At 45.2% G+C, this 15,780-nt stretch carries 13 protein-coding genes; 12 read left to right on the forward strand and 1 reads right to left on the reverse strand.

Going from position 1 to position 15,780, the window contains the following annotated elements; translation table 11 throughout:
- The first annotated feature begins 414 nt into the window (after window positions 1–414).
- The 5 genes from J2736_RS11280 (at window position 415) to J2736_RS11300 (ending at window position 5,068) form a co-directional block, all read left to right on the forward strand.
- A complete protein-coding gene (locus tag J2736_RS11280; protein ID WP_310226529.1) occupies window positions 415–1,461 on the forward strand; it encodes an ABC transporter ATP-binding protein in 1,047 nt (348 codons plus the stop codon).
- A complete protein-coding gene (locus J2736_RS11285; protein ID WP_310226532.1) occupies window positions 1,461–2,270 on the forward strand; it encodes an ABC transporter permease in 810 nt (269 codons plus the stop codon). The genes J2736_RS11280 and J2736_RS11285 overlap by 1 nt, the downstream gene beginning before the upstream one ends.
- Before the next feature lie 4 nt (window positions 2,271–2,274).
- Window positions 2,275–3,096 (forward strand): ABC transporter permease, encoded by an 822-nt coding sequence (locus J2736_RS11290; RefSeq protein ID WP_310226534.1) that lies wholly within the window; start codon window positions 2,275–2,277, stop codon window positions 3,094–3,096.
- 444 nt (window positions 3,097–3,540) lie between these two features.
- Window positions 3,541–4,269 carry a hypothetical protein gene (locus J2736_RS11295; RefSeq protein ID WP_310226537.1) on the forward strand — a complete coding sequence of 243 codons (729 nt, stop codon included), beginning with the start codon at window positions 3,541–3,543 and terminating at the stop codon, window positions 4,267–4,269.
- Window positions 4,235–5,068: a hypothetical protein gene (locus J2736_RS11300; RefSeq protein WP_310226539.1), complete on the forward strand. Its 834-nt coding sequence runs from the start codon at window positions 4,235–4,237 to the stop codon at window positions 5,066–5,068. The genes J2736_RS11295 and J2736_RS11300 overlap by 35 nt, the downstream gene beginning before the upstream one ends.
- A gap of 313 nt (window positions 5,069–5,381) precedes the next feature.
- Here the strand turns inward: J2736_RS11300 and J2736_RS11305 are convergent, their stop codons facing one another.
- Complete coding sequence (locus J2736_RS11305) at window positions 5,382–6,893, reverse strand: sulfatase family protein (RefSeq protein WP_310226541.1); 1,512 nt, start codon at window positions 6,891–6,893, stop codon at window positions 5,382–5,384.
- A gap of 153 nt (window positions 6,894–7,046) precedes the next feature.
- Here J2736_RS11305 and J2736_RS11310 point away from each other — a divergent pair, with 153 nt between their 5' ends.
- The 7 genes from J2736_RS11310 to J2736_RS11340 all read left to right on the forward strand — a co-directional run bounded on the left by J2736_RS11310 (window position 7,047) and on the right by J2736_RS11340 (window position 15,769).
- Window positions 7,047–7,889: an AraC family transcriptional regulator gene (locus J2736_RS11310; RefSeq protein ID WP_310226543.1), complete on the forward strand. Its 843-nt coding sequence runs from the start codon at window positions 7,047–7,049 to the stop codon at window positions 7,887–7,889.
- A 100-nt stretch (window positions 7,890–7,989) separates the two neighbouring features.
- Window positions 7,990–9,738, forward strand: a complete 1,749-nt coding sequence (locus J2736_RS11315) for a sensor histidine kinase (RefSeq protein ID WP_310226545.1) — start codon at window positions 7,990–7,992, stop codon at window positions 9,736–9,738.
- 3 nt (window positions 9,739–9,741) lie between these two features.
- The gene (locus tag J2736_RS11320; protein WP_310226546.1) at window positions 9,742–11,304 is read left to right on the forward strand and encodes a response regulator transcription factor; all 1,563 of its coding nucleotides are present in this window, start codon (window positions 9,742–9,744) and stop codon (window positions 11,302–11,304) included.
- 95 nt (window positions 11,305–11,399) lie between these two features.
- Window positions 11,400–12,734 carry an ABC transporter substrate-binding protein gene (locus J2736_RS11325; RefSeq protein WP_310226548.1) on the forward strand — a complete coding sequence of 445 codons (1,335 nt, stop codon included), beginning with the start codon at window positions 11,400–11,402 and terminating at the stop codon, window positions 12,732–12,734.
- A gap of 220 nt (window positions 12,735–12,954) precedes the next feature.
- Entirely contained in the window at window positions 12,955–13,857 is a 903-nt protein-coding gene (locus tag J2736_RS11330; protein ID WP_310226550.1) for a carbohydrate ABC transporter permease, read from the forward strand.
- A gap of 64 nt (window positions 13,858–13,921) precedes the next feature.
- Window positions 13,922–14,701: a carbohydrate ABC transporter permease gene (locus J2736_RS11335; protein WP_397340652.1), complete on the forward strand. Its 780-nt coding sequence runs from the start codon at window positions 13,922–13,924 to the stop codon at window positions 14,699–14,701.
- Between the two features lie 24 nt (window positions 14,702–14,725).
- Window positions 14,726–15,769, forward strand: coding sequence for a glycoside hydrolase family 88/105 protein (locus J2736_RS11340; RefSeq protein ID WP_310226554.1), 1,044 nt, complete (start codon window positions 14,726–14,728; stop codon window positions 15,767–15,769).
- Window positions 15,770–15,780 lie beyond the last annotated feature (11 nt).

Genomic DNA, 15,780 nt, shown 5'->3' on the forward strand with positions numbered 1-15,780 from the left:
GGTTGAGCTTTTGCATATTAGGTCGCGCTAATAATAAATGGAAAAACTCCAGTTAATATTGAGCTAATCGGCGAATTTACAAGTATAACTGTATAAACTACAGTTAATGTTAACCATTTATCCGATTATACGAAAAAGGTGAAATTTAACTGGAGTTTTTACATCTAATTTGTAAAATCAGCTAATTCCGAAGAAATTAACTGTACTTTATACATCTATTGGCAGATTTCCGCGAATGAAAGACCGCATATCTGGTGGGTTTCCTTGTGGGATGGTCCTTAAGAGTTCGTGGGCTTGTGGTTTGCGGGGGATCCCAAATGAATGCTGGAAAAAGTAGTATCAACCCATTGGAAATCCTTGGTATAATGGATGGGATTCTTTTCAGACAATCGTAAAACAGAAGGAGAGAGTGCTTTGTCGTTAATTGAGGTTAAACATTTACGTAAAACGTTCGAAACCGACGTGAGACGTACGGGGCGATTTGCAACGTTAAGGAGCTTAATTAAGCCCGAGAAGCGCGAGATGGTCGCGGTGGAGGATATTTCTTTTTCTATTGAAAAAGGGGAAAGTGTTGCCTACTTAGGGCCGAACGGCGCGGGCAAATCGACCACGATCAAAATGCTGACGGGCATCCTCGAGCCAAGTGGAGGCACCATTGAAGTAGCGGGGTTGGTCCCGCACAAAAGTCGCAAGCAAAGCTCCTATCAGATTGGTGTCGTATTCGGACAACGGAGTCAGCTGCTATTCGATCTTCCTGTGAAGGATTCCTTCGATCTGCTTCGGTATATGTACAGCATTTCCTGGGACAATTATCACAGAAATTTACGTGAGTTTGCCGAGGTTTTGGAAGTGGAGCATTTATTAAACCGTCCAGTGAGAACGCTTTCACTTGGGCAGCGGATGCGATGTGAAATCCTTGCTTCTTTACTGCACGAGCCGGATATTCTCTTCTTGGATGAGCCAACGATCGGGCTTGATGTTGTCGCGAAGGAGCGCATTCGTGCTTTTATTCAGAAGATTAATCAAGAAAAAGGTGTCACGCTGCTACTCACGACACATGACATGCATGATATTGAGCGGTTATGTCATCGGACGATGATTATCGATAAGGGCCGCTTAATCTATGACGGCACCTTGCAACATATTCGCGATCATTTTGCGACGGAGCGGCAAATCAAAGCAACGTTCGAAGAGACATGGCTCGCTGAAGCGGCAGCCTCGTTGTTTAAGGGCTATGAGGTCATCACGCAAGTAGAAGAACGGATGCTCAAAATCTCGTATGATCAGCATCAAATCGATACGTCAACATTGCTGAAACATTTATTAGAGAAGACACAACCGCGGGACCTTACGATGCAAGATGAGAACATCGACGCCTTAATATCTCGGATTTATCGCGAGGGAATTTCCGGTCCATCACTTGGGTCTCATCCTAAGTCGGAAGGTGTGGTCATTCGCTAATGGATACCTTGAGACGGCTTGGCGGCATGTCCCGCATTGCGGTTCGACAACGGATGCAGTTTCGATTTGATTTTATCATGACACTGGTGTCAACGCTGATGTTCTGCGTACTTTATTACATGCTCTGGAAAGCGATTTATACCTACGGTACGGGGCAAGTGTTACCTTGGGAACAATTGATTACGTATATTATGGTTGGGCAGACGATTAACTTCGCACGGTGGTCACCCGCGGAGCGAGCTCCTACGTATGCGATGGCGTTACGCGTTCGTTCGGGGGACATCGCACTTGATCTTATTCGACCGGTGGATTTTCAAGTTCAGCGATTTGTAGAAGCTGCAGGCTTTTTTATCGTGGAAATGGTGTGGGTCAATATACCTGCTTTACTCTTATTGATTTTCGGACTGGGGATATTATCGCCGCCGAGCTTGGGGGCAGGAGTTGGCTTTGTGCTAAGTCTTTTCATAGGCTTTTTAGTGGCATTCAGTATTAATTCCATTATTATGATGATTTCGTTTATGACCACGAATACGTTCGGCGTACAGCTGGCGAAGCGGGCTATTATGGATATTTTCGCAGGTACGTTGATCCCATTCGATTTCTTTCCAAGTGGTTTGCAGACGGTTCTTACCTATTTGCCTTTTCAAGCTATGGCTTATATTCCACTTTCGATTTATACAGGCAGATTGACGGGGATACATATTGGCTATGCACTATTGGAGCAGCTTGCGTGGGCACTAGTGATGATTGTGATTAGTCGATTATTGTGGATGAAAGCGGCGAAACGACTCGCAATAAACGGGGGGTGAAAGAATGCTTGCACCGAAGAGAAGCTGGATACAGCAAGTTGTGTATCTCATAGGAATGTATGGTCAATTTTTAAAAGTGTATGTCAAAACGTTGGTTGAATATCGGGCGGATACACTCATCGCGGTCATTGCGGGGATTGTTGCTCAGGGGAGTACATTGATTTTTTTGACGGTGATATTCAATCGAATTCCGACGCTAGCCGGCTGGGACTTCTATGAATTGGTCTTTATGTTTGGACTTGCCGCAACGGGGCGAGCGCTGAATCAGACCTTCTTTAACGCGCCATTCCTGTTAACAGGATACATTCGGAACGGACGCATGGATATGATGATGGTGAGGCCAGTAGGCGTGCTTTTTCAAGCGATAGGGTATTCGCAAGAGTTGAATGGCGTCGGTCAATTAATCACAGGGTTTGCGATAATGGGGTATTCGGCTTCGCACTTGGATATGGCGTGGACATTCTTGAGCGTTCTTTACGTGGGGATCGCTTTGCTATGCAGCGCGTTCATTCAATTCTCAATCTTGCTGACCATCAGTGTACTTACCTTCTGGATTCAAGAGGTACGCTCACTGATCTATCCGATCACATGGCTTTATGATTTTACAAGATATCCTTTGCAAATTTTTCATCCGCTGCTTCGTGGACTGTTAACTTACATCATTCCGTATTCATTAGCCAGCTTTTATCCGGCCGCTTACTTATTGCGACCAGAGCAATACGGCTGGGCCGTTTGGGGCGTTCCAGCCGCTGCTATGGTGATCGTGATGATGGCCTATTTTATATGGTCACAGGGGTTAAAGCGTTATTCGAGTGTTGCGGGATAAATTGTTCGTTGCGACTACAGTCAATATACATCGGATACACGGTTTCCTGAGTGGGAAGGGCTACCTTGGTGAGCACTTTTGGAACCGTTGGGGTCAGGGGTTCTTGTAAGCTCATAGCAGTCTGTCTGAGGCGTTTACTCTTCTCGAAAACATCGATGACGAGATAATACATAATACATAGCACGATAAAACCCAATCCGCAGATTTGTAAGTTTTGCATCCTAGTACGCCTCCTATGAATCATTTTTCATAGATTAACGCACTTTGATTGCAATGTCGCTCGAAAATCGGTGTCGTTTTGTGACATTTTGTCAAGGAGCTTCTACATGTGTTCGTTTTTCTTGACAATACAAGTGAGAACCATTATCATTCGATGTAGTGAGTGAATGAAAATGATTATCAATCGCTGACGAGATGAACGACATCATGAGGGGGCTAGTCGATATGAATCATAGCGAGAACGGTATTGGCGTCGGGACCTTGCAGGTCATAGCAGATTATCAATTAGAACGCTGGCTGCATACCCTCACTCATGAGGATCGTGGTACGGATTCCGAAGATCTGAATTGGCAGCAGCTAACGCAATACGCGGCTTATCATGCCATTAACGCATGGTACACCATGCCCATAGCAGCTCGAACGCATCGTGCGTTAACGCAAGAGTTCGAAAAGAAATGGACGAATAAAGTCCAAAAATTCGGCTCAGATCCCTTTTATAGCAATGTTAAGCATAATGTCATTGAGCAGTTGTATGGCATTCTGTCAGGTGAGGGCCGGATGGAATGGCCGATCCTTTTATTTGAAAGCATGGATGTGTGGGTTGATGAGCTTGATATGGGTTTATCGATGATCGTGCAAGCGATGGACTCGTCGCAGCAATCCATTGTCATACATAAATTTATCATGGAAGACAGCGCGGCATCGCTTGCCCTGTTTACACATATGTCGGTTGTTTTTTGCAATAAAGCTTTCGGAGGGATTCCTGTGCAGCTGCAACTTGTCAATTTGATGAGCGGCAAGCAGCATCGTATAGAGACGAACCATTTCACTATGGAACAATCGTTGGATTATCTCAGACTTGTGAAAGATGTGTATTTGGAAAGTCGCAGATGTACGTGCTGCAGAGAGGATGAACTTCATGGAAACAAATTCGACATGGCAATCCACCAATGATTTGCTATCCTTACGATTTACGACATTGACTGCCTCTCCAGACGGGGTTTTATATGCGGGGACTGAAGGGCACGGTGTGGTTCAGTTCTCGCCGTTACGATCATGGGAAAGCGCCTCAGAAGGCTTGCCGGCGCAGGTTCATGTCTATCGCCTAGATTGGTTGGAGACGCAATTATTCGCTTCCACAAGCCACGGATTATATCACCTAGAGGAAGATGTATGGCAGCAAACAACGGTTACGGATCCCTGTTATCGGGCAGTTGGCTGGGGTGATCGATTCGTGCTCACGGAGAATGGTCTGCTTTGCGGGAATCAGGAGGAATGGCTGCCACTTGCCTTTCGAGGGAAGAAAACCTACGATTTGATGGTGACTCCTCATTTCATATTCTTAGGCTATGAAGATGGCATCTCCTATTACGATTTATTTACCGGGGACTGGTGCAGCATGCCGCTCACGCAAGCGGTGACCAGTTTAGCTGTGTTCAACACGCTGCTTGTAGGAACAACGGAGCGCGGAGGCTTAGTCGTAGGCAATAAAAAAGGCGGTTTGCATCAGCACCGGTTTGAGGGCATGTTCTTGAACCGATTGGTCGCGCATCGCGGTGACGTCTATGTGTGTGCCGATACGGGGCTGTATAAACTGATCGAGTTCAGAGGCAACATCATGCTTCATGCATTGAATGCACAAGCCGAGGTGACAGATCTGCTAATTTGGCGAGATATGATGGTTATCTCCACACGTGGATCAGGGATTAAATATAAACATGCCGATAAGACAGGCTTTCAAACGGTTCTATAAAAAGAGAGAAGCTCCCTGAGATGGGAGCTTTTTTGATGTGTATTCAGCATTTCGATAGGAGCTGAGAACTGCAAAAATACATCTTTTTTAAGGAGAATAGACCGTTTATCGAGGAATTGCTGCGAAAATACATCCTTTTTTACCAATACGCCATAAATAGTATAAATGCGGTGGAAAAAGATGCATAATCGCATCTTTCCTAGCAAATCACGACTTTTCTAGTGGAAAAGGATGCGGATTCGCATCTTTTTTAGATTCTGACTTGCCAAGGACGGAGCAGCCGTGGTTTTTTTTGACGTATATACCCTTGTACCTACGCGCCCCAAATCCGTGGCATCGCCACAGGCTCTTTTCCCAACTCCGCCCAAATATAAGCCAACAACAGATCAGCTTTCAATTCTTTGAACGCAGGCTCATCCCATAAATTTCTGATCTCACCTGGATCCTCTTGGAGATCAAAAAGCTCGCCATATGTTTGATTATAGTAGACGGTTAGTTTATAGCGATCGTTTACATATGTTTTCTGATGAATGGTCGTCTTCTCGTGGCGGAATTCACAGATGGCATGATCGCGTACACGCTCTGCCTGACCTGTCCATACGCTGCTTTGATCTACGCCCGTCATGAAGCATGGAATTGGCAGCCCCGCCATGGATAGAAAGGTAGGAGCCAAGTCGACGAGGGACTGGATGGCATTCGAAGTTGTGCCAGCAGGCACATGACCAGGATATCGGACAATAAAGGGGAGCTTAATCAGATCCTCGTAATGGAAGCCACCTTTATACTGCAGACCATGCTGCCCAAAGAAGTGACCATGATCCGTTGTAAAAACGACAATGGTATTCTCGGCAAGTCCTAGCTCTTCTAATCGGTCTAGAATACGGCCGATATGTGCGTCCATACAGCTAATCATCCCATAATAAGTCGCAACGAGCTGTTTGCGCTCGCTTTCTGGCAGGCGGGAATGCGATTGATAACCATGAATGCCATGGCCGCTTTCTTTTAAATGGGAAAAGTCAGGATTCTCTTCTTGTGTTAAACGGAAATGAGGTGGGTTCTTGTCGTGCTCGCCAGGTGTGACCGTCGGGATCGTTAGCTTCTCCGGATCATACATGGTATCCCATGGCGAAGGGACTAAATAGTCAGGATGCGGATCAAAGAAGCTCGACCACAGGAAGAAGCCTTCATCGGATTGTTGGTATTGTTCCAGAAGGGCATTCGTTCTTTCAGCTATCCAGGTATTATAGTGAAACTCTTCGGGAATGTCCCAATGATGCAGCTGATTAGGGTCCATCGTTCCTGTTGGAGCTAAGAAATAATCGCGCCAGTTGGTGAGCCCTTTCTCTTCCATCCATAGGGCATAATGTTGTCCTACGTGTGCTTCATTCGTATGATTGCGGGCTAATTCAACATGGTCAAAACCATAGAATGGCTGATCAAAGGTTTTCCAGAAGTCGAGGTCCTGAAGAATCGGATACGATTCAAGAGAAGGGTATTCTTCTGTGCCTTTGAGCGGTTGGAAATGTGCTTTCCCGACTAAGGCAGTTCGATAATCCGCTTTCTTGAAATCTTCACCAACTGTATGTCGATCTTCCAGCAGCTTGGTACCTAGTGTCCATGCGCCGTGCTGACTCGGATATTGTCCTGTAATGATGGAAGATCTAGTCGGGGTGCAAGTAGGGTTTGGGCAATAGGCTCTGGTAAAGGTCGTACCTTCGTTGACAAGGCGATCTAAGTTAGGGGTGGATAGCTCAGGGTTAAAAGCTCCAATCGTATTCCAATGCTGTTGATCACTTGTGATGAGTAGAATATTAGGTTTCTTCATAAGGCTGCTGCCACCTTTCATCTGCATGTTATTTCCTATGATTAGTATAAAAATAGGAGGAACATATCAACATGATCGAATGTTAGAAGTTGTCATTATGTTGGCTTTTAATTATGCTAGGTAGATCAGGCATATAAGAGGAGCTGTGTCCCCATGCAAGAGTTAGAGATGGAATATGCAAATGTCTGGCTGGCGATTCCCCGTCCTTTTCAGAGTGCAAGCGGATGTTGGGTTGTACGTGCGGGGCAGAATCTGGCTAAGCCTAGCTACCACATTGGTCCCAGAGTGATTGAACAAACAAGCTTTCATTGGGTCATGCAAGGCAAAGTGAGAGTGACTTCGCTTGATCTTACTGTTGAATTAAGTGAGGGAGATTTATTCTGCTTATTTCCCGGACTTCCCTATGTGTATGAAACCATGCAATCAGATGACGGCATACCCCCTTTGAAAATGATTTGGCTCGCGATGGAAGGGGAGCAATTGCCACTATTAATAGCGGAGTTCGGTCTTAGAGCAAGTAAGTATTGGTTGCATGACATTGTGAGCAATGAAGTCGGCGAATCGCTGCGAAGTGTGATAGGGGCAATATCGGGGGCAAAGAAAGACATGTTTCTCGAACAACGAGCACTCAGTGATCTTTTTTATAAAATGAATCTGCAAATCAACCGTTCTTCCTCGAAAGAGAAAGAAAACTGGTTGGCCCAAGTTAAAGATTTCTTCGATCTACACTATACCGAGCATATTCGCGTTGAGGATGCAGCCCAGCATTTTGGCTATCATCGATCCCATTTATATACCGCATTTTTGAATAAATATGGGATCTCGCCACAGCGTTATTTGGCCCGGAAAAGGTTGGAAAAAGGGGCAGAGCTCCTCAAGACAACGACGCTGTCTGTGACAGAAATCGCCTACTCATTAGGCTATTCTGAGCTGTACGCCTTCACACGTGCATTCACGTCGTATATGGGGGTCTCGCCGCGGGCCTATCGGGGGTAATCTGACCACGACACAGAGGGCTTGCCAGTATCAGACCGTTGACCATTGGCCTTCTGGATGCCATAATCGATAACAAAACGAAATAGGGAGTCGGCCAGCCATGGGTTTACGTTCCGTCCTAGATAAGTATCGGCACATGAAGATCAAGAACAAATTATCCATTTTGATAACGATGATTATCGCGGTTTCGTTGACATTCACTATTTTGATACAGCAATATGTCTTCTCGATCTATGATGGGCAAATCTATGAGAAGTCCTCTCGCGTGCTTAATTTATCGTCGACCGCCATCGAAACTGAGCTCAAGCGATTGCAGCAGCTTTCTTATCGGATTTTGGCCGAGGAGCAAGTGCAGGAATGGTTGACATCACTTAAAAGGAATCCTTCGGATTATGATCGTCTGATCATTAGTCAATACTTGGTTGATCGGCTGATCAGTTATTCGGGGGAAGAGCCCTATCTGTTTTCGATTCAAATTATGGATGCCAAAGGAAATGAGCATGAAGGCGGTAATATCATGCGAATGGATGCGGAGCGGAAAAAGCATATTTTGGATGTCGCCGCTGAGGGCATGGGAGAAAACCGTTGGCTATATCCCGACAGTAAAGATTCGGCGTTGATTGCGACGCGGGAAATTCGCTCGTTTCATAAAACGAACTTTGATTTGGACTATTTAGGTACGCTTGTCATTCGGATTAATATTGATAAGATTGTCCGTGATATTGCGCCCGAAGAGGGGGACGTGATGATCGTTTCTAATGGAAACGTTATCTTCCCAAGTAATCCCTCTTTTGATTGGACGCGGATCGCCGCTCCGATGAACAATGGGAAGGGCTATGAAATCCAGAAAATTGACGGCGAAGAGTATTTCATTGCCCAAATACAGTCCTTGAATACGGGTTGGACGTATTTGAATATTACGCCGTTTAATCAGATTTTTGATCGGATTATTTTTATTAAAGAAATGGTTGTTTTCGTGTTTATTACCATCTTTGTGGTTGTCATTCTTATAGGCATCCGATTCTCGTACAGCTTAACGCGGCCGATCGACGAATTGATGGTACGCATGAAGCTTGCAGAGAAAGGAAACTTCGAGGAAGCGAATTTATTCCCCCCTGGTGGACAGGTTGCCATGAATGAAATTGGTCTCTTGCAGCGAAGCTTCCGATTCATGATCGAGCGTATTAACACCTTAATTCAAGAAAATTATGCCAATCGTCTGTTGATTAAAGAAACGGAATTTAAAGCGTTGCAGTCTCAAATCAATCCTCATTTTCTCTATAACACGCTGGAGTCGATCAACTGGATGGCAAAGGTGAATCGCCAAGCGAAAATTTCGGAGATGGTGGAAGCGCTAGCGTATTTGCTGAGGCACTCCGTCGATTTGAAGGAACCGATTATTACACTCGGTGAAGAAATCGATATTGTCCGAAGTTATGTGACCATTCAGAAAATTCGCTTCGAGGAGCGACTGGTATTCAAGCTGGACGTACCTGAACACTTAATGAATCGTCCCATTCCCAAGCTGACACTCCAACCTTTGATGGAGAATGCGATTCATTATGCACTAGAGTCAACGATTGAACCTTGTGAAATCTCGATTCGAGGCTGGAGCACCGAAGACGGGATCTTCCTTGCCGTTGAGGATACGGGGCCAGGCATCCCGAAAGGGATGATTGATAGATTACGTAGTGGTGAAGTAACGACGAAAGGCAAGGGGATTGGACTTTTGAATATCGATGATCGGATAAAGCTTGCCTTCGGGGAAGATTACGGGATTCGTGTAGACGAGGCAGTGAAGCATGGGGCTTCGATCATACTTAGTTTACCAAATGGTCAGGAGGAATAAGTGATGTACAAAGTATTATTAGTTGACGATGAGAGAATCATTCTAGATGGCATTTCACGTATGATGGATTGGTCCTCCTTACAAACAGAGCTAATCGGGACTGCGCGGAACGGGGTGGAAGCCTTCGATTTCATACAGGTGCAGATGCCGGATATTATTATCAGTGATATTCGCATGCCTGGCATGGATGGGCTCGAGCTTGTGGCACGGGTGCATGAGGCGTATCCTCAGATTCGCTTCGTTCTGTTGTCAGGCTTCGGTGAGTTTGATTATGCGAGTAGAGCCATGCAGTACGGGGTTAAGCATTATTTGTTAAAGCCAACAAACGAAGGCAAAATTGGCGAAGCGCTGCAGGAAATTGTAGCTGAGCTTGAACAAGAGACGAATAAAGAGTCGTTCGTTCTGAACATGAAAGCTGAACTTGAGAAAGTGATGCCGCATGTGAAGGAACAATTTTTAAAGGAATTTGTGACGAATAAAACGTATGGCCATTGGGATTGGGACTATTTCCGCAGCTTATTCAAGCTCGATTTTGACTATCAAATCCGTCTTCTTTTATTTCAGTTGGAAGGTGACTTTGAGTTCGAGCATCTGTTTGCAATCAAGAATATTGCCCAGGAAATCCTAGAGAGCCCATTGCTCAGTACGACAATCGGCAATCATGTCTTAATTCTCCTGGAAGAATCCGACCATATCGATCTGCTCCATGAGCGGATCTATCATATACGAGATACGTTCCAGACGTATTACAAAATGGACACAACGATTGCCCTTAGTGAACCCAGTCATATTACGAAAGCTAGACATCTGTATAAGCAATGCTTGCACCTGTTGAATTATCGCTTTTATTTGGGAGAGGGCAGCTTAATTACCCGCAAAGATACCGAAGTCTCGCAAGAAGCATCGCCGAGAGAGCTAGGTTGGGATGAGGAGCGGCTCAATATGTCCGTGAGATCCGGTCACCGCGAGGAAGCGGAGGCTGCTTTGCACGCTTTTATTGCAGGATTGAAGGAAGCGCAGCTGGACATTGATGTAACGAAGTCTTATGTCATTCAGCAATTCGTTTCCCTAGTTCGACAATGCGCACCTGAAGAAATGAATCATTATTTTACGCAAATCCCCTTGATTGTGGACATGCATACGCTTCAGAATATTCAGACTTTCATGGAAAATGTGGTACTCACCATGACGGAACGCTTTTATGGCCTTAACAAAGTGAAGCACAGTGCGATTGTTCAGAAGGTGATGGATGTGATTAACTCCCAACTTGGGAATACGGAGCTCAGCTTGAATTGGGTTGCACATGACATGTTGTATATGAATGCGGATTATCTCGGAAAACTATTCAAGAAGGAAACGGGAGAGAAGTTTTCCAATTATGTCATGAAAGCAAGAATTAATCGTGCGACGGAAATGATTGCGGAAGACACGGATATCAAAATTTTTGAACTTGCGGAGCGACTTGGCTTCGGAGACAATCCTCAATATTTTAGTCAAGTTTTCAAAAAATACCGGGGTTCGACACCTTCTGAGTATATGAAATCGACAGACACCTCTGCATTTTAAACAAATAGGACTGTATTTTGGATTAACCTTTCCTCCTTCCAGCGCGATAATACGAATAGAAAGAAACCGATTACAACTTTGGGGAGGAAATACAGATGAAAAAAGTTATGTTTACGATTATCTCGGCTGCAGTACTGCTTGCAGGTTGTGGTACAAGCGGTTCTAGCGGTTCAACTAGCTCACCAAGCACAGGTTCTAGCCCAGCTACGAGTTCAGCTCCAACGACAAGTGCCAAAGCAGATCCAGTTACATTGCGCGTTTCTTGGTGGGGCGGTCAAGCTCGTCATGACTATACGTTGAAAGTCATTGAGTTGTATCAACAAAAATACCCGAATGTGAAAATTGAGTCGGAGTACGCGGCATTCGACGACTACTGGAAGAAGCTTGCGCCACAAGCAGCAGCGAATGGCTTGCCAGACGTATTTCAAATGGACATCTCTTACCTGACACAATATGGCGGTAGAGGGCAATTAGAAGATTTAACACCATTTACAACAAGCGGCGTGCTTGACGTGAAAAACATTGCTGAAAACAATCTTTCCGGCGGTAAAGTGGATGGTAAACTAGTAGCATTAAACGCAGGCTCCAATGCTCTAGGTGCTACGGTGGATACACAAATGCTGAAAGATAATGGCATTACACCGAAAGAAGATTGGACATTTGGTGACTTGGATGCAATTGGCGCTACACTGAAAGCCAAAGGCAAATTGCTTGCCGGCGATCTTCGTCATGACGTGTACTTCCCGTTCTATCTGAGAAGCGTTGGACAAAAGCTATACGCGGCTGATGGTGCTGGACTTGGCTATGCGGATGATAAAGCGTTTGTTGACTACTACACGATGTACAAAAAATGGTATGATTCCGGTTACCTACTGCCGCTCGATAAGCTAGCACAGAAAAAAGGAACCGCGGAAGACGACGAAATGGTTCTAGGCAATGCGGTTGCCACATTCGGTTGGTCCAATCAGTTCATAGGCTTCAATACAGCTGCTAAACGTACGCTGGATGTCAACAAAACACCAAGCTGGGGTCAAAACAAAGCGTTGTTCTTGAAACCAAGTATGTTCTGGTCTGTTGCAAAAAGCTCCAAAAACAAAGAAGAAGCAGCAAAATTTATTAACTTCTTGATCAATGATATCGACGCGAACAAAATCATCATGGGTGAGCGCGGTGTACCGGTTTCCTCCAAAGTGAAAGAAGCTTTGATGCCGCTCTTGACGCCTGAACAAAAGAAAGTATTTGAGTACGTAGCTTGGGCAGAGAAAAATGCTTCCCCGATGGATCCGCCAAGTCCAATTGGCTCCGTTGAAGTCGAGAAATTGCTGAAAGATACTGCTGAACAAATCATGTACAAAAAGTTGACTGTTGAAGAGGGCGCAGCGAAATTCCGTAAGGATGCGACCGCCATCTTGGCTAAAAACAAAAAATAAGCTCGGCCCGAAAGCCTCTGCATGTTCCTTATGCGGAGGCTTTCTTCGTGCTCGGCAAGCGTGTTGTTAGAACCGTGTAAACGCTATTATCACTCTGTTATTTATACAAACAGAACGGTTTTTTGCCTTCTGACAGGGAATCAACTCTTTTATAATAAAGGTAGAGAAGAGAGGAAGCGAGGCTTCCACTTCATAAATCAAGGTTAGGGGTTGATCACCAATGAACAAGCTGCGTTATAACGATAACCTGGTGGGGTACATATTTGCTTCCCCTTTCATTCTGGGGTTTCTCATTTTTACGCTGTATCCGATTATTTCTTCACTCTTTTATTCATTTACGGATTACAATTTGTTTGATGCACCGAATTTTATCGGCTTTGACAACTATGAAAAAATGTTTACAGCGGACGACAAGTATTGGAAATCAGTCAGTGTAACCTTTACTTATGTATTCGCCAGCGTGCCATTGCGACTTGCCTTCGCCTTAATGGTGGCGGTAATTCTGAATAAAGCTGTCTCAGGTATCGGCATTTACCGCTCCTCGTTTTACTTGCCTTCGCTGATCGGCGGAAGCGTGGCGGTATCCATCATGTGGACGCAAGTGTTCGGGGATAAAGGTTTGGTGAACTCGGCTCTAGGTGTTATCGGGATTCATACAGACACGTCCTGGATCGGAAATCCGTCAACAGCGCTATGGACACTGATTGCATTGTCCGTCTGGCAGTTCGGGTCTTCCATGCTGATCTTCCTAGCAGGTCTCAAAAACATTCCAGCTTCTTATTATGAAGCGGCTAGCGTAGACGGGGCTAATAAAGTTCGCCAGTTTTTCAAAATTACACTCCCGTTGCTCAGCCCAATTATTTTGTTCAACTTGATTATGCAAACGATCTCTGCGTTCATGACCTTTACGCCAGCTTACATTATTTCCCGCGGCGAAGGCGGACCGCTAGACAATACATTGCTTTACTCGTTGTACTTATACCGCCGAGCGTTCCAATTCTACGAAATGGGTTATGCTTCCGCAATGGCGTGGGTGATGCTCATTCTTGTCGGTATCATTGCACTCGTTATTTTCCAAACTTCGAAATACTGGGTTTACTACGAAAACAAAGGAGAGAAATAACATGGCATACTCCAACAACTACAAACGCTTTGGCTATCATCTCCTTCTAGTGCTATTGTCGCTCATGATGATGTATCCTATCATTTGGTTGCTTGCAAGCTCGTTGAAGCCCAATAGTGAAATATTTTCAACCGCGTATAGCTTAATTCCGAGTAAGATTGCTTGGGAGAATTTTCAAACAGGCTGGAGAGGCTTCGCAGGTAATTCATTCGGTCGCTTTTTCATGAATTCATTCTATATCGTAATCCTGTCGACGATCGGCGCGGTAGTCAGCTCAGCCCTCGTTGCGTATGCTTTTGGCCGCATCCCATTTTTCGGGAGAAACTTCTGGTTCGGCTGTATGATGCTAACGATGATGCTTCCGCATGACGTTACAATCATTCCACAATATGTTCTTTTTGCGAAGTTAGCGTGGATTGGTTCCTTTAAACCGATTATCGTGCCGCAATTCTTTGCGATTCCATTCTTTATCTTCTTGATTATGCAGTTCATTCGGACGATTCCGATCGAGCTCGATGAAGCTGCTAAGATGGATGGCTGCAGTAAATACAGCATCTTTTTCCGGATTTTGGTGCCACTTATCGTTCCAGCGCTCATTACATCAACGATCTTCTCCTTTTACTGGCGCTGGGAAGATTTTATTAACCCGCTGCTTTACTTGAACAAACCGAGTATGTACCCCGTTTCTCTTGCCTTGAAGCTTTTCTTGGACGGAGAATCCGTGAATAACTGGGGAGGCATGTTCGCCATGGCATCCGCGTCACTTGTACCGATTGTTGTTGTATTCTTCATTTTCCAACGGTACATTGTTGATGGAATTAGTACGAGTGGTTTGAAAGGATAGAGGATGAGAGGAGAACTTGAAGATATGCCTAAATTAGTATTTGACGAAAATGAAATCAGATCAGCAATTGACCGCGTGGTAGATCGTACATTTCGAATGGATTTCGGCTGGGATTGGCCCGGAGGTGTCGCATTTTATGGTGTTAGTGAGGCCTATGCAGCGACAGGGAATGAAAGCTATCTTACTCGGTTAAAGGCTTGGGTGGATGAAAATATGGAAGATGGCTTGCCGAAGCTTTCGGTTAATGCGGTGTCCATCGGACATTCCTTACTCACCTTGTATGACGTGACGAAAGAAGAGAAATATTTGGACACGGTGAAGGAAATGGCGAATTTCCTAACGACAGAAGCGGAGCGCTTTGGGGATGATATCCTCCAGCACACCGTTAATTCCGAAACGTACAATTTCCCCGAGCAGGCTTGGGTAGATACCATGTTTATGGCTGGTTACTTCCTGCTGCGTGTAGGTAAATTACTGAATAACGACGATTATTTCGAGTTAGGTTTGAAACAGTATCATGGACATGAAAATGTCCTGCAGGATGCGAGAACGAACTTGTACTATCATGGATGGGACAATATTGCTCAAGATAATATGTCCGCCATGTTCTGGGCACGCGGCAACTCATGGGCAGCGCTCACGATGGCACGCGCACTCCACCTCGTAGAAGTCACACATCCTTCATTTATGATTATTGATGGCTCCTTGCGAGATCAACTAAGTGCACTTGTTCGACTACAGGATGAGTCAGGCTTGTGGCACACTATTCTGGATGATGTAACAGCTCCGCTGGAAACGTCCGGATCATCAGGGATTGCGACAGCTTTACTCACGCGAGGAAGACTGTACAATAAGTATTCACAGAAGTCGATCGACGGTATCTTGGCGCGAATTACCGAGGATGGCACAGTAACAGGCGTATCGGCTGGTACAGCTGTCATGAAAAATGCGGAAGGCTACAAAGGCGTACCTGACAAGCGCATCCAAGGCTGGGGACAAGGATTAACGTTGACTTTCCTGGCCGAGGTGTTGAATTCTAAGAAAAACAGTTTTGGGAACGGGTGTTAGTAGTAGCAGCA

Origin of the sequence: Paenibacillus qinlingensis, from assembly GCF_031455095.1 — a bacterium.
Taxonomy (GTDB): domain Bacteria; phylum Bacillota; class Bacilli; order Paenibacillales; family NBRC-103111; genus Paenibacillus_E; species Paenibacillus_E qinlingensis_A.